The 20,106-nt window shown below is 31.4% G+C and carries 20 protein-coding genes; 8 read left to right on the top strand and 12 right to left on the bottom strand.

Annotated elements, in window-relative coordinates; translation table 11 throughout:
* The 3 genes from B3R94_RS07595 to B3R94_RS07585 form a co-directional block, all read left to right on the top strand.
* The coding region (locus B3R94_RS07595) for a hypothetical protein (RefSeq protein WP_291099861.1) at window positions 1–247 on the top strand (247 nt) is incomplete at its 5' end.
* A 565-nt stretch (window positions 248–812) separates the two neighbouring features.
* Window positions 813–2,459, top strand: coding sequence for a dipeptidyl-peptidase 3 family protein (locus B3R94_RS07590; protein WP_180904774.1), 1,647 nt, complete (start codon window positions 813–815; stop codon window positions 2,457–2,459).
* 99 nt (window positions 2,460–2,558) lie between these two features.
* Entirely contained in the window at window positions 2,559–3,143 is a 585-nt protein-coding gene (locus B3R94_RS07585; protein WP_180904775.1) for a hypothetical protein, read from the top strand.
* Between the two features lie 65 nt (window positions 3,144–3,208).
* Here the strand turns inward: B3R94_RS07585 and B3R94_RS07580 are convergent, their stop codons facing one another.
* From B3R94_RS07580 to B3R94_RS07565, 4 genes are all read right to left on the bottom strand, one after another.
* Window positions 3,209–3,703: a YqiA/YcfP family alpha/beta fold hydrolase gene (locus tag B3R94_RS07580; RefSeq protein WP_180904776.1), complete on the bottom strand. Its 495-nt coding sequence runs from the start codon at window positions 3,701–3,703 to the stop codon at window positions 3,209–3,211.
* 130 nt (window positions 3,704–3,833) lie between these two features.
* Entirely contained in the window at window positions 3,834–4,295 is a 462-nt protein-coding gene (locus tag B3R94_RS07575; RefSeq protein WP_180904777.1) for a hypothetical protein, read from the bottom strand.
* A gap of 87 nt (window positions 4,296–4,382) precedes the next feature.
* Window positions 4,383–7,505, bottom strand: coding sequence for a preprotein translocase subunit SecA (secA, locus tag B3R94_RS07570; protein ID WP_291099821.1), 3,123 nt, complete (start codon window positions 7,503–7,505; stop codon window positions 4,383–4,385).
* A gap of 128 nt (window positions 7,506–7,633) precedes the next feature.
* The gene (locus tag B3R94_RS07565; RefSeq protein ID WP_019976296.1) at window positions 7,634–7,855 is read right to left on the bottom strand and encodes a DUF2795 domain-containing protein; all 222 of its coding nucleotides are present in this window, start codon (window positions 7,853–7,855) and stop codon (window positions 7,634–7,636) included.
* A 168-nt stretch (window positions 7,856–8,023) separates the two neighbouring features.
* Here B3R94_RS07565 and B3R94_RS07560 point away from each other — a divergent pair, with 168 nt between their 5' ends.
* Window positions 8,024–8,965, top strand: coding sequence for an NAD(P)H-dependent flavin oxidoreductase (locus tag B3R94_RS07560; protein WP_038332178.1), 942 nt, complete (start codon window positions 8,024–8,026; stop codon window positions 8,963–8,965).
* Window positions 8,966–9,026: 61 nt separating this feature from the next.
* Window positions 9,027–9,794 (top strand): GH12 family glycosyl hydrolase domain-containing protein, encoded by a 768-nt coding sequence (locus B3R94_RS07555; RefSeq protein ID WP_291099818.1) that lies wholly within the window; start codon window positions 9,027–9,029, stop codon window positions 9,792–9,794.
* A gap of 31 nt (window positions 9,795–9,825) precedes the next feature.
* On the opposite strand, the gene B3R94_RS07550 is transcribed toward B3R94_RS07555, so the two are convergent.
* From B3R94_RS07550 to B3R94_RS07540, 3 genes are all read right to left on the bottom strand, one after another.
* Complete coding sequence (locus B3R94_RS07550; RefSeq protein ID WP_291099815.1) at window positions 9,826–10,725, bottom strand: MBL fold metallo-hydrolase; 900 nt, start codon at window positions 10,723–10,725, stop codon at window positions 9,826–9,828.
* Window position 10,726: 1 nt separating this feature from the next.
* Window positions 10,727–11,182 (bottom strand): hypothetical protein, encoded by a 456-nt coding sequence (locus tag B3R94_RS07545; protein WP_038332187.1) that lies wholly within the window; start codon window positions 11,180–11,182, stop codon window positions 10,727–10,729.
* A 74-nt stretch (window positions 11,183–11,256) separates the two neighbouring features.
* Entirely contained in the window at window positions 11,257–11,742 is a 486-nt protein-coding gene (locus B3R94_RS07540; RefSeq protein WP_291099811.1) for a TlpA family protein disulfide reductase, read from the bottom strand.
* A gap of 117 nt (window positions 11,743–11,859) precedes the next feature.
* On the opposite strand from B3R94_RS07540, the gene B3R94_RS07535 reads away from it, so the two are divergent.
* Window positions 11,860–12,327 carry a DUF4268 domain-containing protein gene (locus tag B3R94_RS07535; protein ID WP_125350185.1) on the top strand — a complete coding sequence of 156 codons (468 nt, stop codon included), beginning with the start codon at window positions 11,860–11,862 and terminating at the stop codon, window positions 12,325–12,327.
* Between the two features lie 41 nt (window positions 12,328–12,368).
* Here the strand turns inward: B3R94_RS07535 and B3R94_RS07530 are convergent, their stop codons facing one another.
* Window positions 12,369–13,220 (bottom strand): ATP cone domain-containing protein, encoded by an 852-nt coding sequence (locus tag B3R94_RS07530; RefSeq protein ID WP_291099808.1) that lies wholly within the window; start codon window positions 13,218–13,220, stop codon window positions 12,369–12,371.
* 110 nt (window positions 13,221–13,330) lie between these two features.
* On the opposite strand from B3R94_RS07530, the gene B3R94_RS07525 reads away from it, so the two are divergent.
* On the top strand, window positions 13,331–13,915 hold the full coding sequence (locus B3R94_RS07525) for a PhnA domain-containing protein (protein ID WP_125350187.1): 585 nt from the start codon (window positions 13,331–13,333) through the stop codon (window positions 13,913–13,915).
* Window positions 13,916–13,959: 44 nt separating this feature from the next.
* Here B3R94_RS07525 and B3R94_RS07520 read toward each other — a convergent pair whose 3' ends face one another.
* From B3R94_RS07520 to menA, 3 genes are all read right to left on the bottom strand, one after another.
* Window positions 13,960–15,591 carry an ABC-F family ATP-binding cassette domain-containing protein gene (locus B3R94_RS07520; RefSeq protein ID WP_280049775.1) on the bottom strand — a complete coding sequence of 544 codons (1,632 nt, stop codon included), beginning with the start codon at window positions 15,589–15,591 and terminating at the stop codon, window positions 13,960–13,962.
* A gap of 54 nt (window positions 15,592–15,645) precedes the next feature.
* Window positions 15,646–16,326: a metal-dependent hydrolase gene (locus tag B3R94_RS07515; protein ID WP_038332212.1), complete on the bottom strand. Its 681-nt coding sequence runs from the start codon at window positions 16,324–16,326 to the stop codon at window positions 15,646–15,648.
* Window positions 16,327–16,343: 17 nt separating this feature from the next.
* Window positions 16,344–17,270, bottom strand: a complete 927-nt coding sequence (menA, locus tag B3R94_RS07510) for a 1,4-dihydroxy-2-naphthoate octaprenyltransferase (protein WP_291099805.1) — start codon at window positions 17,268–17,270, stop codon at window positions 16,344–16,346.
* 88 nt (window positions 17,271–17,358) lie between these two features.
* Here menA and B3R94_RS07505 point away from each other — a divergent pair, with 88 nt between their 5' ends.
* Window positions 17,359–18,204: a glycoside hydrolase family 25 protein gene (locus tag B3R94_RS07505; protein WP_286496211.1), complete on the top strand. Its 846-nt coding sequence runs from the start codon at window positions 17,359–17,361 to the stop codon at window positions 18,202–18,204.
* 582 nt (window positions 18,205–18,786) lie between these two features.
* Here B3R94_RS07505 and B3R94_RS07500 read toward each other — a convergent pair.
* Complete coding sequence (locus B3R94_RS07500; protein ID WP_291099801.1) at window positions 18,787–20,040, bottom strand: MFS transporter; 1,254 nt, start codon at window positions 20,038–20,040, stop codon at window positions 18,787–18,789.
* Between the last annotated feature and the right edge of the window lie 66 nt (window positions 20,041–20,106).

Raw genomic sequence — 20,106 nt, 5'->3', positions numbered from 1 at the left:
TAGTTTTCTGAACCCGCGAAACGGTTACAAATATTATACAATTGCTGGAGGAAAGAAGTATTGTGATAAATGTAAAAAAGAAAAATATACATTTAATATAGAAAATATTCCAAACCTGAAATCAAATCAGCTTGAAATTTTCAATATAGATACTTTATTTGAAAATCTTAAAAAATATCAATTTTCTTATGGATACTTTTATATCAACAATGTATATTATAAAAATTTAGGAATGCCAATTGAATGATTTAGTACTTTAATTCATCAACCATTTAAACCAAATCAATATGTACATATTAAAACATATATTAATTATCATAGCTACAATATTCATTTTTACAATACCAATAATATCTTTTATGAGCTATTCAACTTCAGATTGTAGTATTAGTAATTTTTGGTGTATTGGTGATTTTCTATATACTTACTTATTGACATCAGTTCTCATGATTAGGTTAGTTTATCCATTTTTAATTATTATTTTATTCTCAATTGCTTATAATTATCTTTTCAAAAAATATTTTCATAGAAAAAACAGAATCATCGTCTCAATATTTTATGCCTTAATACTTTTAGTACTCGGATTTAGTATAAATGTATTTATACTTGAGGAAAATGAATTCAAAAATTACACTACCATTGCGCTAATATTTATTCCTACACCTTTAATTATTGGATTTTTAATGGATAAAATAATGTATCTCACACACAAAGAACACTTTGAAGATCTGTCTAGAGAAAACTATAATTGATAGTAAATATTATTTTAATTCAAAAACCCATTTCTCCTTAAATTTACCAAAACATTCAAAATGAAAAAATCATCAATATTCTTGGGATTGATTGCTTTTGCTGGAGTTTTAAGCTCTTGTTCAACTCAAAAAACAGCAACAGAATCAACTCAAACCTCAACAGAAATGACAAAAGATTATGCTTTTCAATATTATGCTCAAGTTCCATTAACAACAGATATTTCGCATTTAACAAAAAACGAAAAAGAGATTTTACGTTTGATGTTCAAAACGGCTGATATTATGGACGATTTATTTTGGCAACAAGCTTATGGCGCTAAAATAGATTTGATGGACGAAACGAAAGGTGAAGCCAAAGAATATGCAAAAATAAACTATGGTCCTTGGGATAGATTGAATAACGAAGCGCCTTTTATAAACGGTATTGGAGCAAAACCTGCAGGTGCAACTTTCTATCCTATTGATATGACGAAAGAGGAATTTGAACAAGCGAATATCAAAGATGGCAAATCGCCCTACTCTATTATTCGTCGTAATCGCGAAGGAAAATTATATTCGATTCCGTATAACGAAAATTTCAAAAATCAATTATCAAAAGCTGCTGGATATTTGACAAAAGCTTCTGAATTAGCAGAAGATACTGGACTTAAAAATTATTTAAAATTACGTGCTGCAGCTTTGGTGAGCGATGATTTCTATGCAAGTGATTTGGCTTGGATGGATATGAAAAATGCAAATATTGACATGGTGGTTGGTCCGATTGAAAATTATGAAGATCAATTATTTGGATATAAAACTTCCTATTCTGCATATATTTTAGTAAAAGATATCGAATGGTCGAAAAAATTGGCAAAATTTGTTCAATATTTACCAGAATTACAGAAGAATTTACCTGTTTCTGCAAACTACAAAAAAGAAGTTCCTGGAACTGATTCGGATCTTAATGCCTATGATGTTGTGTATTATGCGGGAGATTGCAATGCGGCAGGAAAAACAATTGCGATTAATTTACCAAATGATGAAAAAGTTCAATTGGAAAAAGGAACACGTCGTTTGCAATTAAAAAATGCTATGAAAGCGAAGTTTGATAAAATTCTTGCGCCTATTGCAACTGCTTTGATTGATGAAAGCCAACAGAAAAACATCAAATTTGACGCATTCTTTTCTAATGTTATGTTTCACGAAGTGGCGCATGGTTTAGGAATCAAAAATACGGTGAATGGAAAAGGTTCAGTTCGTGATGCTTTAAAAGAAGCTAATTCAGCTTTAGAAGAAGGAAAAGCTGATATTCTTGGTTTGTATATGGTCAATCAATTATTGAAAAAAGGTGAATTGACAGGAACACAAGAAGATTATTTTGTGACTTTCTTGGCTGGAATTTTACGTTCAGTTCGTTTTGGAGCGAGTTCTGCTCACGGACAAGCGAATATGATTGCGTTCAACTATTTTGCTGAAAATGGTGCTTTCGAAAAAACTCCAAATGGTCGTTACAAAGTAAATGTTGCTAAAATGGAAAAAGCAATGAATGGTTTATCAGAATTAATTTTGACACTTCAAGGAAATGGAGATTATGATGGTGTAAAAAAATTATATACTGACAAAGGAACTATTCATGCAGATTTACAAAAAGATTTAGATGTCTTGAAAACCAAAAATATTCCAGTTGATGTTGTTTTCGAACAAGGTCCTAAAATGTTGGGGTTGTAAAAAAAAATGATATTAAACAAAAAAGCGAACCAATTGGTTCGTTTTTTTGTTTATCATCTATTTTATTTTTCTATTTTTATAAAAAACTAAATTAACATTATGAAAAAATTAATAGCTATTTTGGGTTTATTTGCAATTATTTCGTGCAACGAAGACGAAATTATTATTCCCTTAGAAAATTCACCAACTATTAATGGAATTTACACATATACTGATACTAGTCCTTTTACAGATTACAAATATTATAAAGGGCCAGACGGAGAAAACCATCCCTCAGAGGCATTAAATTTTCTAAAAACACATTGGCCAACGTATGATGAGACCCCATACAAAAGTATTGAATTGAAAAAAGATTCTGTAATTATTACAAGTATTGACGATGAAGTTGAACGACTAAAAAGTGCATATAAAAACGATTTATTAATTGTAAATTATGATACATTAGAATTTGTTTTCGGTAAAGTTGATAAAAAAACTAACACATTCCATGTCTATAGAAATTACTTTGCATTTAATATTATTTCTAAAACGAATGGTTCTTCAGCTAATGTAGAAGGTGATTTTTTTGGATTGTGGTCTGATGCAGATTTTTTTCCAAGTCTTGTTAATTCACCAAAAGATTTTACTCATAAAGATGAATTTTTATTTTGGGGAAATATATCTCATAATTTTAAGAAAAAATAAAGAATTTAATATATTAAAAAAGGTGAATATCATTTAATTAAAATAATATTCACCTTTTTATATTATCACTTCTCCAAAAAAGTTTCAAACGCTTTTTCGAATTCTTCTAATGTGATTAAATGTGTCATTTCAGCATCGAAAACTTGTTCGATGTTTCCGTTTTGTTTTTGAAGATTTTCTACAAATTCAATCTGAAATTTTGGTTCGATCACATCATCTTTTAAACCTGTAAAAATTAAATTTGATTTTGTTGGAACTCCTTTTAATAATTGTTCTGGCAAAAATGGTTTTAAACGTTCTACTGCAATTACAGCAGGATTAAACATCAAAACAGGAACATTTAACAATAATCCCAAATAATAACTTATCATTCCGCCCAAACTTGTTCCTGCAATAAATTCGATTGGTTCTTTTGTAAAATGCTCTACCAAATCTTGAATCAAAGTTGGTGCATTATCGTAATCAATTGTTGGTGCGTAACATTCTCCCAAAGAGTCTAAATATTCTCTCTTTTCATCTGTTACAAAACCTTGGTAGCCGTGTAAGTATGCAAATTTCATTTGTTTAAAATTTTAATAATTTGATACTGAAAACAAGTTCAGTAGTTGATGTAAAAATACTAAAAAAAGTATTTCTAAATTAATTAGTAAGGGTTTTAAACGTCTATTTTGAATGAAGTAAATTAAAATATTAACGTTTATATTTTTTTAGAATATCAGGATTTTTATACCCCAAATTAATAAGAATATATTTCTTAGGGACATCTATATGCTCTAAAACGATGGTGTCTTTTGAGTTATAAATAATTTTATGTTCCCAATTATTAAAAATAAATAAATTATTATCTTTATTATATGACCATTTATTTGTTTTTTTTATATCATTTATAACATCTTTAAATTCAGATAATTTATTAGAAGAATAATCATAATGCATAAATTTATATTGTCCGTTATTTAAAAATTTATAGCCATAATTAATATTTTTAAAATAATTATTAATACTGTCATATTCAAATATATACCAAAAACAATTGGAATCAGTTATTTTATTTTCAAATTCATTTTTATCACAACTGATTAAAGATAAATTAATCAAAATTGTAAGAAGTATCAAAATTCTATTATTTATTGCTTTATAATATTTTATCATTTTCTATTAAAATTGAATCATATAAATATAACAAAAAACCCTTTCAGAAAATTTCAGAAAGGGTTAAAGTTATATAAAAAAATCTTTTTAGTTTACTGATTCAGTTTCCTCTACAGATTCTTCTTTTTGAGTATTTGGTAATTCTCCTTTGAACAAGAACGAAATAATTTCTTTATTCACTGTATCCAACATTCTTTGGAAGATATGGAAAGATTCTTGTTTGTAAACAACCAACGGATCTTTTTGCTCGTAAACCGCATTTTGAGACGTTTTACGTAAGTCATCAACATCACGTAAGTGCTCTTTCCAGTTATCATCAATCAAACTTAAAACAACAGATTTTTCGAAATCTTTGATTAAAGTTTTACCTTGAGATTCGTATGCTTCTTTCAAATCACAAACAACTGTCATTTGACGAATTCCGTCTGTAAATGGCACTTGAATACGAGAGAACATATGTCCTTGATTTTCGAAAACATTAGAAATTACAGGGAAAGCTGTTTCTGCAACATATTTCATACGTGCTTTGTAATCTTCAATTGCTGCGTCGTATGTAATATTTGTTAAATCTTTGATTGATTTAGATCTAAATTCATCTTCTGTAACAGGAGTTCCCATTGTAAAGAATTTAATTAAATCTAATTCATATTGACCAAAATCTTCGAAATCTTTGTTAGATTTTACAACAGAAGCTGCAACATCATAAATCATGTTTGCAATATCAACTTCCAAGCGATCTCCGAATAATGCATTGTGACGACGTTTGTAAATTACTTCACGTTGTTTATTCATTACATCATCATACTCTAACAAACGTTTACGAATACCGAAGTTATTTTCTTCTACTTTTTTCTGTGCACGCTCGATAGATTTTGTAATCATAGAATGTTCAATCACATCACCATCTTTGTGTCCCATACGGTCCATTAATTTTGCAATTCTTTCTGAACCGAATAAACGCATTAATGAATCTTCTAATGAAACGAAGAATTGAGATGATCCTGGATCTCCTTGACGACCAGCACGACCACGTAACTGACGGTCTACACGACGAGAATCGTGACGTTCAGTACCAATAATTGCTAAACCTCCAGATTCTTTTACTTCTTTCGTTAATTTAATATCGGTACCACGACCAGCCATATTCGTTGCAATTGTTACAGCTCCTGGTTTACCAGCTTCTGTTACAATATCAGCCTCGCTTTTGTGTAATTTTGCATTTAAAACATTGTGATTAATTCCACGTAATTTTAATGCTTTTGATAATAACTCAGAAATCTCAACATTAGTTGTACCAACTAAAACTGGACGTTTGTCATCTTGAGATAAACGAACAATTTCCTCGATTACTGCTTTATATTTTTCACGATTTGTTTTGAAAACAATATCGTTTTTATCGTTACGTAAAATTGGGCGGTTTGTTGGAATAGAAACAACATCTAATTTGTAAATTTCCCAGAACTCACCTGCCTCAGTTTCCGCTGTACCAGTCATACCTCCTAACTTATTGTACATACGGAAATAGTTTTGTAATGTAATTGTCGCAAACGTTTGTGTAGCTGCTTCAATTTTTACATTCTCTTTCGCTTCAATTGCTTGGTGCAATCCATCCGAATAACGACGACCATCCATAATACGACCTGTCGATTCGTCAACGATTTTTACTTCACCTTCAACCACAACATACTCGATATCTTTTTCGAATAATGTATATGCTTTTAACAATTGGCTTAAAGTATGGATACGCTCAGATTTGATTGAGAAATCACGGAAAAATTCTTCTTTCATTTGAAGAATTTCTTCTTTAGTTTTTCCTGAATTTTCAATTGCTCCAATATTTGTCGAAACATCTGGTAAAATGAAGAAATTTTCATCTTCCATTCCTTTAGACAAATACTCGATTCCTTTATCTGTTAAATCTGATTGATTTTGTTTTTCATCAATAACAAAGTATAAATGCTCGTCAACTTTTGGCATTTCACGGTTATTATCCTGAATAAAATGCGCTTCTGTTTTTTGTAATTGAGCACGAATACCATCTTGAGATAAGAATTTGATTAATGGTTTGTATTTTGGTAAACCACGGTAAACTTGGTATAATTTGAAACCACCTTCTTTTAAATCTCCTTGTTTGAATAATGTTTTTGCTTCGTTTAATGTTTTTCCTAACATCTCACGTTGCATTTGATATAAACGATCAATTTTTGGTCTTAATACATCAAATTCGTGACGATCTCCTTGTGGAACTGGACCAGAAATAATCAATGGTGTACGAGCATCATCAATTAAAACTGAATCGACCTCATCGACAATCGCAAAATTTAATTCACGTTGTACCAAAGCATCTGGTGTATTTGCCATATTGTCACGTAAATAGTCGAAACCAAATTCGTTATTTGTTCCATAAACAATATCAGATGCATACGCATCGCGACGACCTGGAGAGTTTGGTTGGTGATTATCGATACAATCTACTGATAAACCATGAAAAGAGAAAATTGGACGCATCCACGCCATATCACGTTTTGCCAAGTAATCATTCACCGTTACTAAGTGAACTCCACGACCAGTTAGTGCATTTAAGTAAATTGGTAAAGTTGCAACCAACGTTTTACCTTCCCCTGTTTGCATCTCCGCAATACGACCTAAGTGTAAAGCGGTACCTCCAATAAACTGAACATCGTAATGAGACATATCCCATGTTACTTGACGACCTGCTGCATCCCAAGAGTTTTTCCAGATTGCAGTATTATCATCTTTAAGAGAAACGAAATCGTGTCCACGATTTACCAAAACTTTATCAAACTCAGAAGCTGTAACTTCTAACGTTTCGTTTTCAGTAAAACGTTTCCCTGTTTCGCGCATTACAGCAAAAGCTTCTGGTAAGATTTCTAATAAAATCTTCTCTTCTACTTCGTATGCTTCTTTATTGATTTTGTCGATTTTAGCGTATAAATCTTCTTTTACACCAAAATCTTCTGTTTCCTCAACTTGTTTTTTTAACTCTTCAATTTGAGTTTTAAGATCTTTTGTAGCTTCAACTAATTGAGCTTTAAATCCATCTGTTTTTCCTCTTAATTCATCAATTGTTAATGAACTAAGCTTTTGACCAGCTTCATTCGCTAAGTCAACATATTTTCGTAATTCTTTTACATCTTTGGCATTCTTATCACCTAAGAAACCTTGTAAAATTTTGTTTAAAATATTCATATTTTTCTGCGTTCTTCGTCAAAATTAGCCACAATATATTTGAGACTAATTAAGATGCAAATATACGTTAACTATGTTAGTTATAGATTATAGAATCGAAAAAAGCCCCAATTTGGGCTTTTTTATTTTTAATATTCGTCCTCGTTCCAAAGGAAATCGTCGTCCGTTGGATAGTCAGCCCAAATTTCTTCAATGCTTTCGTAAGAATCTCCTTCATCCTCAATTGATTGTAAGTTTTCTACAACTTCCAAAGGTGCACCAGTACGAATTGCGTAATCAATTAATTCATCTTTTGTTGCTGGCCAAGGTGCATCACTTAAATAAGATGCCAATTCTAAAGTCCAATACATAGTTTTATTTTTTTATTATTAGTAGAGACAATTAAACTCTAATTTATTCGATTTTTACGTTTTTTTGCAAATCAAATAATCTGCCAAAGTCAAACTGTCAGTCTTTATGTTAAAATTAAATTTTTTCTTCTTTTAGATTTAATTATTTTTATCCCTAAATATAGAAAAATGGACACGAATATAACAAAATTATTTGCAATAAAATACCCAATTATTCAAGGAGGTATGATTTGGAATAGCGGTTGGCGATTAGCGTCGGCTGTTAGTAATGCTGGAGGACTAGGTTTAATAGGTGCTGGAAGCATGTATCCTGACGTTTTACGAGAACATATAAAGAAGTGTAAAACTGCTACAAATCATCCTTTTGGCGTTAATGTTCCAATGCTTTATCCAAATATTGAAGAAATTATGCAGATTATTGTGGAGGAAGATGTAAAAGTTGTTTTTACTTCTGCTGGAAATCCAAAAACGTGGACAGAAACTTTAAAAAAAGAAGGAATAACTGTTGCGCATGTTGTCAGTAGTGCCAAATTTGCACAAAAATCGCAAGATGCAGGTGTCGATGCTGTCGTGGCAGAAGGTTTTGAAGCTGGCGGACATAATGGCAGAGAAGAAACGACTACACTTTGTCTTATTCCGAATGTGAAACGTCAAATCGATATTCCATTAATTGCTGCTGGAGGAATTGGAACAGGTTCTCAAATTTTGGCAGCATTTGCGTTAGGTGCAGATGGAGTACAAATTGGTTCTCGTTTTGCCGCAACGCAAGAATCGTCTGCTAATCGAGCTTTCAAAGATGTAATTGTAAATGCACAAGAAGGTGACACGCAACTTACATTGAAAGAATTAGCGCCTGTTCGATTGATTAAAAACGAATTTTATACTCAAGTTCAAGAAAAATATCAACAAGGTACAACCACAGAAGAATTGAAAGAGCTTTTGGGTAAAGGTCGTTCTAAGAAAGGAATGTTTGAAGGTGATTTGGTAAATGGAGAATTAGAAATTGGTCAAGTTTCGTCATTAATCGATTCTATTCCGACAGTTGCAGAAGTTTTTGACGACTTATTAGTAGATTATAAAGTTGCAAAAGATAAATTAATTCGATTATAATCATCACAATTTCATATTTTTACAAGGATGCTTTTGCATCCTTTTTTAATTAATATAAATGATGAAACAACTTTTAAATATTTTATTTTTCTCTTTTTCGATTGTTAGTTTTAGTCAACAATCTAATCAAGAAAAGTCAGAAAATGGAGCGACCATAAAATGGCAGAAATATGAAATTAACAACAATAAATGGGGCGAACACAAAATAAAAAAAGGTGTTTATTCGCAAACAATTTTCACAACTGACACAGCTGCTGGTTGGAAATGGCAAACACCTGGCAAGAAATATGGCGTGGTGGGTTATCCTGAAATTTGGTTTGGAGAAAGTGCTTGGTTTAATTTAGCTGACATCAAAACTGATAATTATTTCAAGAATATAAATGAGGTAAAAACATTTGAAGTTGAGTATAAAACGAAGTTAGAGGTTAATGACAAAAAATATAATTTAGCTTTTGATTTTTGGTTACACAATTCGCCAAAAGTCGCTCTACAAACCATCGGAATTGAAGTGATGATTTGCGAAGATTATAATAAATTCAAGCCATTTGGTAAAAAAGTTGGAAATATTTTTACAACATTTGGACAATATGATATTTACAGAGGTCATATCATCAAAAAAGATTTGAATACAAGCTGGGATTATATTGCTTTTGTGCGAAAAGAAAAACGAACTTCGGGAAAAGTAAATGTGATGGAGTTGATAAATGAGATGAATAAACGAAATTATATTAGGCAAAACGTCTATTTATCTTCGTTTGAATTCGGAACTGAAATTCTAAATTCTACGGGAAATATTTTGGTTGAACAATATGAATTAAAAATAGAATAAAAAAAGCTGTCAAAATTTGACAGCATTTCATTTATAATCTTCCTTGTTCTTTTAATTTCCAATAACGCATTAGTCCATTAACAGACATCCAGCATGGATTGGCATATTCATACAACTGAATTTGATCTTCTGTCAAACCTAAATCTTTATAGTTTTTTGTGACATAATCGACAAAAACAGGCACAATTTCTTCTGTCGGAATTTGATCATCATACATCGGTTTGATATAATTAGACCAATCATCCAACGATTTTTCTAATTGATCAAAATGATTTTCTAAATCTTCGTGATAGCCATAATGCGTCGGATAAATTCCTTTTGCATTAATTTTTCTCAATTTAGCAATCGATTCTTTCCACAATTCGATATTAATATCTGGTGGCGGACAAGGCGGTACAACAGGCCCGTTTTCGATCTTCACTCCTGCTACATCTCCTGTAAAAATAACATCATCCAACACATAAGCATTGTGATGAACAGCGTGTCCAGGCGTATAAACAGTCTGAAAAACCGCATCACCAAACTCCACACTTTGTCCATCTGCCAAACCAACCAAATATTCTTCATCAATCGGTTTCATTTCTCCCCATAAACGATCCATATCATCGCCATAAATCATTTTTGCAGATTCCCACAATTTTTCAGGATTCTTTAGATGAGGTAAACCAATTGGATTCAAGAAAATTGTTGCACCTTGTTCAGTAAATTTCCATGCAGCACCCGCATGATCAAAATGAATATGTGTAATTAAGATATTTTCGATATCGATTACTCGCCAACCTAACGCTTCAATTCCCGCTTTCAAATTTTCAAAAGTTGAATATGGCCCTGGATCAACCAAGATTGGTCCTTGTTCAGTTTCGATTAAATAAGATGCGATTGCTTCGTTTTCATTCTGAAAATTAAGATCGATTGTATGTATTTTTGGCATGTTATAATATTTCTTCTATGGTATAATTGATTCCATTAAATTCTAATTTATCTCCAGCTCGTTTTCCAACTAAAGCATCAAAAATAGGCGCTTGTGTACTAATTCCAACAAACTTTTTATTTTCCCATTCAAAATCTTTGAAAGATAAACCAATTACAAAATTCACTTTATCTGTAAACACAACATTTCCTTCTGTAATTTCGTCAACCAATTCAGGTTTTAACGCTTTAAAATTTTCTAAATCTTCAGTTGCTTGATTGATACGAACTCGTAAACTTCTCGCTGCATCTGTCGACTGACTTTGTTGTGCAAAATCATCTAACTCTAAACTTGATTCTTCGTCTAAATCTGCTCCTTCAGCATAAATTCGTTCAGATTCTTTTAACGCATCAATTTCATTTTGTTTCAATTGAATTAAATGTTGAATAACATCTTTTCTAATATGTTTTTTATTCATTTTTGTAGTTTTATGTTAGTATAAACTTACAAAAAATAAAAAACTCCTAAAAGTATTTTCAGGAGTTTTATCGTTTAATTAAGATATTCGGTAATGTAATCTTCTAATTCATATTTTGTCATGGCTTGATCATGGAAAACCTTTTTCTCTCCTTTATTGTAAATGATTGTCACAGGAATATTTCCTGCCCATTTCGGATCAAATGACGGAATCCATTCATTCATTCGTTTGGTATCATCCAACAAAACAACTTCTGCATTTATCTTATTGTCAACCATAAATTTCTTTACTTTATCGATAATTTTTGGTCGATCCAACGAAACCAACAACATCTTGAAATTTGGATTGTCTTTGTATTTTTCATTAATTTCCATAAACGCAGGAATCTCCTCTACACAAGGTGCGCACCACGTTGCCCAAAAGTTAACCACCACAATTTGATCTTTATAATTTGCTATTTTTTCGTGCAAAGCTTCATATTTTACAGTTTCTACAGATTGTGCATTTACAGTAGAAAAAGCCAAAATTCCCATTAAACCAAGGAAAGAAAATAGTTTCATATTTACTTTTTAAAAATATTTGTTCAAATGTAATAGAACAAGAATCAATCCAAGCTATTTTTCTCGAAATTTTGTTGAATAGAATATTAAACCGATTTTTGTAAAAAAATAATCAATTTGTTTTCAAAAGAAGATGCTTATCGCATAAAAAAGGATTTTTGGATTTCGTATGGAACGTATATGAAATTGCAGATGAATGCCGAAGGAACGCGTATTAATTGGATAAATTACAAAACGGATATAAAAGGTGTTTATTTTAGAACGGATGTCGAACGCAAGTTTGCAGAGGTTTCGATTGAAATTTCGCATCCAGATCCGTCAGTTCAACTGATGATCTATGAACAGTTTGAGGAATATGAAAATGTTTTGGAAAATTATCTTGGCGAAAAATGGATTTGGACAAAAGAAGATTATGACGAAGACGGAAAAATGATTTCGACAATAAAAATACGTTTAGAAAACATTAGTATTTTTAGAGAAACCGATTGGCCGCAAATTATTCCGTTCCTAAAAGATCGAATGATTAATTTGGATGAATTTTGGTGCGATCACAAAGATAGTTTTGAGATTTTTAAAGAATTATAAAGCAAAAGAAGCTCAATATTGAGCTTCTTTTTTATTTCATTTTAAGCAATTTCGCACGTAAAATTCTCGATTTCTAACAATTCATTCGTTTCTTCCAAAACTTCGTTTCGTTGTTCTTGAGACAAGTTCAATGAATCTAAAAACTTATTATTTTGTTGTAAATCTTTCACCAAAATACATTCTTTTGACAAAAGAACTTTTTCTTGCTCTGGCGTCAAAGTCGTTAAACATGTAATTGGATACAAAGCCGCATTATCAACCAAATATTTGATACTATTTGTTTCAGGATAATCCCAAGAAATCAATCCAATTCCATAATAATTTGCAAAGTCTATACAATCTTTTGTCAAATGAGCATTAGTTATCAAAATTCCTCTTGTTAATTTTGATTCTCGACCAAAAAAAGAATAGGTATTTTCTTGAACATCTTTTATTCTTGATAAAAAATACATCGGTGTAGTAACCGAAATTTTAGCTGCTTGATCATTTCGGAATTTACATTCACAGAACCATAACTTTTCATCTCTCATTGCTACAACATCAATTTCATGTCTTACAGCACTTCCTTGTACAATTTGTGAATGAATCGACTGAAATCCTGCTGCATCCATCACTCGAGTAACCCATTTTTCGAAATAATATCCTTCTGGTCCCAAATCTCTCAAAGCTCGTTTTAGGCTATAACGCGCTGCATACGAATTTCTATAATTTTTGAGATGAGCAAAAGCAATGCGATACAATTCTCTGGTCGGAATTCCATCGTAAAGATCTTTCGAAACTAATTCGAAAACTTCTTCAACTTCCTCTTTTTTTGCACCAGATTTCGTTAACGAACGTTTTAAAGCTTTTGGATCATATGGGATTAACTCGCCCGAGTTTTTCTTTACTAACATATTTTAAGGTTGAATTTTATTCTTAACGAATTTAAATAATTCTGATTAAAATACCTCAAAAGTTTAAATTCTAAATAAAGGTTATCTTTGCAAAGCTTTAAAATCAACATATGAAATTAGAAACATTTTTACAAGAAAGAAGTGGCAACCAATGTGAGTTGACAGGATTTACAGAAGATTTAGCTATTTATGAAGTGAATCCTGATGCAAGTAGTAATCCAGACAGAAATGTCTATATAACTCAAAAATGTATTAATCAGATTGAAAAAAGAGAAGAATTGGATGCATCTTTTTGGGAATCATTCTTACTTTCTTCTATGTGGAGTGAGGTTCCTTCTGTACAAGTGCTTTCTTGGAGAATATTGAATCGCTTTAGAAACGAGTCTTGGGCTGCTGATGCTTTAGACATGATGTATTTAGATGACGAAAATATGGAGTGGGCAAAAGCTTCTGGAGATCATGAAGGAGATGGGAGTGTTGATTTGCACAAAGATAGCAACGGGAATATTTTGGTGAATGGAGATACGGTGACATTGATTAAAGATTTGGATGTAAAAGGTTCTTCTATCAATGCAAAAATTGGAACTGCTGTTCGAAACATTCGTTTAGTTCATGATAATACCGAACAAATTGAAGGAAAAGTTGACGGACAATTAATCGTTATTTTAACGAAATTCGTGAAGAAACAAGCATAAAAAAATCCACTCAGTTGAGTGGATTTTTTGTTTTTATCTAAAATTTACTTTTCTATTTCTTTCAAGTTCTCCATTTTCTTTGTTGCAAGAAAACCTTTGATATCTTCGAAATGTTCTTTGACACGTTTATTTCCAAATTCGAAAACTTTCTCTGCCAATCCATCTAGGAAATCACGATCGTGAGAAACTAAAATTACTGTTCCTTCAAATTCTTTCAACGCATCTTTGATAATATCCTTTGTTTTCATATCCAAGTGATTTGTTGGCTCATCTAAAATCAAGACATTATAAGGTTCTAACAACAATTTTACCATTGCCAAACGTGTTTTTTCTCCTCCAGAAAGCACTTTTACTTTCTTATCGATATCATCACCTTTGAACATGAATGCACCCAAAATATTTTTAATTTGTGTTCTGATATCACCTTCTGCAATGCGATCTACAGTTTTGAAAATAGTTAAATCTTCATCTAATAAAGCAGCTTGATTTTGAGCAAAATATCCGATTTGTGCATTATGACCAATTTCTAATTTTCCTTCAAAATCAATTTCATTCATAATCGCTTTAATCATTGTTGATTTTCCTTCACCATTTTTCCCAACCAACGCCACTTTTTGTCCTCGTTCGATGACCATATTTGCATCCTTAAACACAATATGATCACCATACGATTTATCTAAATTTTCGACTACAACAGGATATTGCCCAGAACGTGCAGCCGCAGGAAATTTCAATTTCAAAGCTGAAGTATCAACCTCATCAACCTCAATAATATCTAACTTTTCTAACATACGAACTCGTGATTGCACTTGTTCTGTTTTAGAAAAAGTCCCGCGAAAACGTTCGATAAATAATTTATTTTCGGCTATGAATTTTTGTTGCTCATCATAAGCTTTTTGCTGATGAATTCTACGATCTTGACGCAACACTAAATAGTCAGAATATTTGGCTTTGTAATCATAAATTCGTCCCATTGTAACTTCAATAGTGCGATTTGTAATATTATCGACAAACGTGCGGTCGTGCGAAATCACCATAACAGCTTTGGCTTGATTTTTCAAGAAATCCTCTAACCATTGAATTGATTCGATATCCAAGTGGTTTGTAGGCTCATCTAATAAAATCAAATCAGGTTTACGCAAAAGAATTTTAGCCAATTCGATTCGCATACGCCAACCTCCCGAAAACTCAGAAGTTGATCGATCCAAATCTTCTTGCGCAAATCCCATTCCTTTCAAAACCTTTTCCACTTCGGCTTCGTAATTTACTTCTTCTATCGAATAAAATTTTTCACTGACTTCCGAAACGCGTTCGATTAGCTTCATATAATCATCACTTTCGTAATCAGTTCGTACAGTTAATTGCTCATTTAATTCATCAATTTCATTCTTCATTGATAAATATTCAGCAAAAGCTTTTGACGTTTCTTCGCGAACAGAACAATTATCTTCGGTTAACAAATGTTGCGGCAAATATGCAATTACCGCATCTTTTGGTGCTGAAATATTTCCCAAAGAAGGTTTATTGATTCCTGCAACAATCTTAAGTAAAGTAGATTTTCCTGCACCATTTTTACCCATTAAGGCAATTTTGTCATTTTCATTTATCACAAAACTAACTCCACTAAACAACGTTGAAGAACCGAATTGAACGGCAATATCATTAACTGTAATCATAAATTTTATCGAATAATTGCNNATCTCGAGCTTTTATATATTGTAAAGAATTTCTTAAACCGTTAAATCTTCGCCAATTTCTAATAAAATCAATTGAATATGACGCGAAAAGAAAATAGATTTCGCTTCTGCTTTATCAATTTTAATTGGTGGAAAAGTATCATAATGATAACCCAAAACCTTAGTTGCTTGCACATATTCTGCCGCAATAGAAGCACTTTTTGCCCCCATCGTAAAATTATCTCCGATTGGTAAAATTGCTAAATCAAGTTGTCCAATTGTATCCGGAATCAACTTCATTTCGTATGTCAAAGCTGTATCACCAGCGATGTAAACTCGCTTTCCTTCACTTTCGATAATGTAACCATTTGGATCTCCTCCATATGTTCCATCAGCAAATGAACTCGAATGAAATGCAATTGTAGATTGAATCGAACCAAAATCAAAACTAAATTTACCACCTGTATTCATTCCGTGTGCTTTTAAACCTCTTTCCGAATAATAAGAAGCAATTTCTGCATTCGAAATAATCAAAGCTCCTGTACGTTTTGCCAATTCTTCCACATCATACACATGATCTTGATGCGCATGCGTAATAACAATATAATCCGCTTTTAAACTTTCGAAATCGATATTCTTTGCTAATTCATTTGGTGTAATAAATGGATCAACAATAATGTGTTTACCGTTTGCTTCAATCGCAAGCGAGGCATGTCCTAAATATTGAATTTTCATTATATATTTTTTTGTGATTAACGAATTAAAGTATCAATAAAATCGAAACCGATTAAACTATATCCTAATAATACAGCGAAAAATAAAGCTAACATTGCTACTTGTTTCAAGAATGGATCGAAATCTTTAGGATCTTTTACTGCAAAAATTTGACGACGAATGGCGTTCGCAAAAAAGATTAAAATTAAAAATACAAAACCAGATAATTTACCTTGTTTAAGTGGTGACATCGTTACATATAATGCGCTTAATGCGAACGGAATCGTCATTAAAGCCATTTGGTAATATTTACTTTTTTGAAAACCTAATTTTGATGCAACAGTAATTTTATTGTTTTTGACATCATTTTTCACATCTCGCATATTGTTCAAATTTAGCACTGCTACACTCCAACATCCCATCGAAGCTGCAGGTAATAAAATTTGCCATTGAAAAACTTTAGAATATAAAAATTCTCCACCAGCAACAGCTAAAATCCCAAAGAATAAGAACACAAAAACATCACCTAAACCAATATATCCGTATGGTTTTTTTCCCATTGTATAAGCCATTGCTGCAAAAATAGACGCAACTCCCAGTCCAAGAAAAATGTAAATATATTTCATATCATTTGGATAAAAAGATACATACAACAATGCTGCAACGCAAACTAAAGAAATCACAACCATAATTCCGATGGCAATTTTCATTTCGTTTTGAGTTATCAATCCCGAAGCTACAGCACGCTGTTCTCCTACTCTATTTGCGTCTGTTCCTTTTACCGCATCGCCATAATCGTTCGCGAAATTTGATAAAATTTGGAAAGCCAAAGTTGTTAAAAGTGATAAGAAAAATATATCATTTCGAAAGATTCCTTCTGATTTTGCAATAAATCCAGCCAATAATAATCCACTCAAAGAAAGTGGTAATGTGCGAAGCCTTGCGGCTAATATCCATTTTTTCATACTGAACAAAGATAATGAAGATTTTACTTTTTTTATCATCGAAAATTGAAGTAATATTGCATAGAATTTATCTATTTCAACTACTAAAATGCCTCGTAAAAAGAAAACACAACAATCTATTTTTAATACATTAAAAAAAATCAAACTTTCGACTTATGTGATTAGTTTGCTGATTTTGTGCGTTGTTTATTTTGCGTATCGTTATCGCCATGGTATTCATTACTATTTTTCGGTTGTAGAAAAATCGTTGAAAGGCGAAAAATTGGTTGATGATAAAGTCACAAAATTTGATATCCGAAATATTGAGGTAATGGATAAATATTATCTCAAAACTTTTGGTGTTGATGTTTCGCATTATCAAGGAAAAATTGATTGGACGAAAATGCATACGATTTACAATTTGTATCCTATAAATTTTGCTTTTATCCGTTCTACGATGGGAACTTCTTCTATTGATGAGACTTTTGAAGATAATTGGGAAGGTGCAAAAAAAAATAATATTTTGCGTGGCGCTTATCATTTTTATCGTCCAGACGAAAATTCGACTTTACAAGCACAAAATTTTATTGCAAAAGTAAAATTAGAAAATGGCGATTTGCCTCCAGTTTTGGATATTGAAACCTTGCCGAAAACACAATCTATGGATCGTTTGGTGGAAGGAATCAAGAATTGGTGCAAAATTGTTGAAGAGCATTACGATATCAAACCGATTATTTATACATCAGATAAATATTTTGAAGATTATTTACAAGATCATTTTGATGGTTATATTATTTGGATTGCCAATTACAATTTTTGGGTCCAAGAAATGAAAGGGCATTGGGATTTTTGGCAATTTACCGAAAAAGCAACCATAGATGGTGTAAAACGTTATAAAGTTGATGTGAATATCTACAACGGGACCATTGATGATTTAGAAGGTTTGACGCTTTAGAAAATTAATGAATCAATTTTACAGCTCCTTTTTCATCATAAATCAATGTATCTTTTCTTATCATTAAAATAGTATTTTCTTCAATTATAGGGTAAAAATAACAATACTCGCAATCTTCATCAGGTATCATTATACTGTCTGAGTATGATTTATTTTTATTAATTTCTACTATTATATAATCAGATAAATCACTTGGATTATTATCTAATATATCTACATGAGTACTTTTAAATGTCTTTAAATCTTTATATCTGTTTATAAAATCTAAGATGTAAAAATCTTTATAGATATTATTAATAGGACTACTTCCTTCATAACATAAATAATTATGTTTAGGTTTTAAAAAGCGAATTGATTCTTATTCGAAGTTATTCTTGATTGTAAAGTGTATCATATTATTTTCGACTTTATCAACCTTTATTTTAATTTCATCCTTATTACAACTCAACAAACCAAATCCTAAAAGTAAAAAGTAAACAATAGATTTCATTGATAATTATTTTCTTAAAGATAACAAAAAAGCGAATCAATTGATTCGCTTTACTTTATTTTAAAACCTTTACTTCTTTTTATCTTAATATTTTATTCTAAGGTTACTTTTCGAATAGGTTTGATGAAAAAAGCGATAAAAATTACAGTTAAAATTGTCATTGTTCCTCCAAAAATAATTCCTGGAACTAACCCTAAAAATGTTGCAGCAATCCCACTTTCTAAAGCTCCTAATTCGTTAGAAGAACTCACAAATATTGAGTTGACAGATGAAACACGACCTTTCAAATTTTCGGGCGTTTTGATTTGTAAAATACTTTGACGAATTACCATCGAAATTGCATCAAAAGCACCTCCAAACATCAAAATCACAAAACATAAATACAAATTTTGACTAAATCCGAAAGAGATAATACAAACTCCAAACATTGCAACTGCTCCCAATAATTTTGGTCCAACATTTCCTTTCAATAAACTTGGAATCATCGACAAGAAAAACATCATAATAATCGATCCAATTCCGTGTGCCGAACGTAATAAACCAAAAGCTTCAGAACCTTGATTCAGTACTTTTTCTACAAAAGCTGGCAACAACGATTCTGCTCCACCAAAGAAAACCGCAAACATATCCAAACTCAAAACAGCTAAGATAATTGGTGTTCCCCATATAAATCTCAAACCTTCTTTGATACGTATCATTGGCGATTCTGTCGATTCTGATTCTGATATTTCTGCTGGTTTTTTAGAAATTAATAATATCATCACCATCGAAATACACATAATTGTAAAAGCAGTTATCAAAGCAGCTTCAATACCAAATTTTGCTAAAATAACTCCTCCTGCCAAAGGCCCTAGAACTGATCCAATCATAAATGCAGACGAAGAAACTGGAATTGCTTTTGTGTAATTTTCTTTGCGAACAACTAAAGCTAAAAGTGCAAATAAAGCTGGTCCACTAAAAGATCTTGTCAATCCTAAAATGAAAAATGCAAAATAACAGATTCCCAAATAAACAGGAATTCCGATTGCTTCTCTGACAGACGGAAAGTTAACAATCATCAATACAAAAGAAGCGGTCATAAAACAACCAATACTTCGTACCAAGATCATCTGTTTATCCAATTTATCGACCAATTGTCCCGCATAAAAAGCAGTTAAAAGAATTGGTAAAAACTCGGCTAAACCAATTAATCCAAGAAAAATTTCTTTCTGAGTGACTTTAAAAATTTCGTACGCAACAGATGTACTCTGAATGAATAAAGCAAAGATTAAGGAAAACCTTAAAAATATGAATGGAATAAATTCTTTATTTTTCCAAACGGATGGAATTTTCTCCTCTGATGTCATTTTGTAATTTGAATTTTAAGTTTTTAAATGTACATTGATTTTATTCAAAACACACTTGATTTGAGT

The organism is Empedobacter sp. UBA7611, assembly GCF_002484365.1.
GTDB classification, from domain to species: Bacteria; Bacteroidota; Bacteroidia; order Flavobacteriales; family Weeksellaceae; genus Empedobacter; species Empedobacter falsenii_B.
Note: the sequence above shows the minus strand (reverse complement) of the source record. Positions and strands in the feature narration are given on the sequence as shown.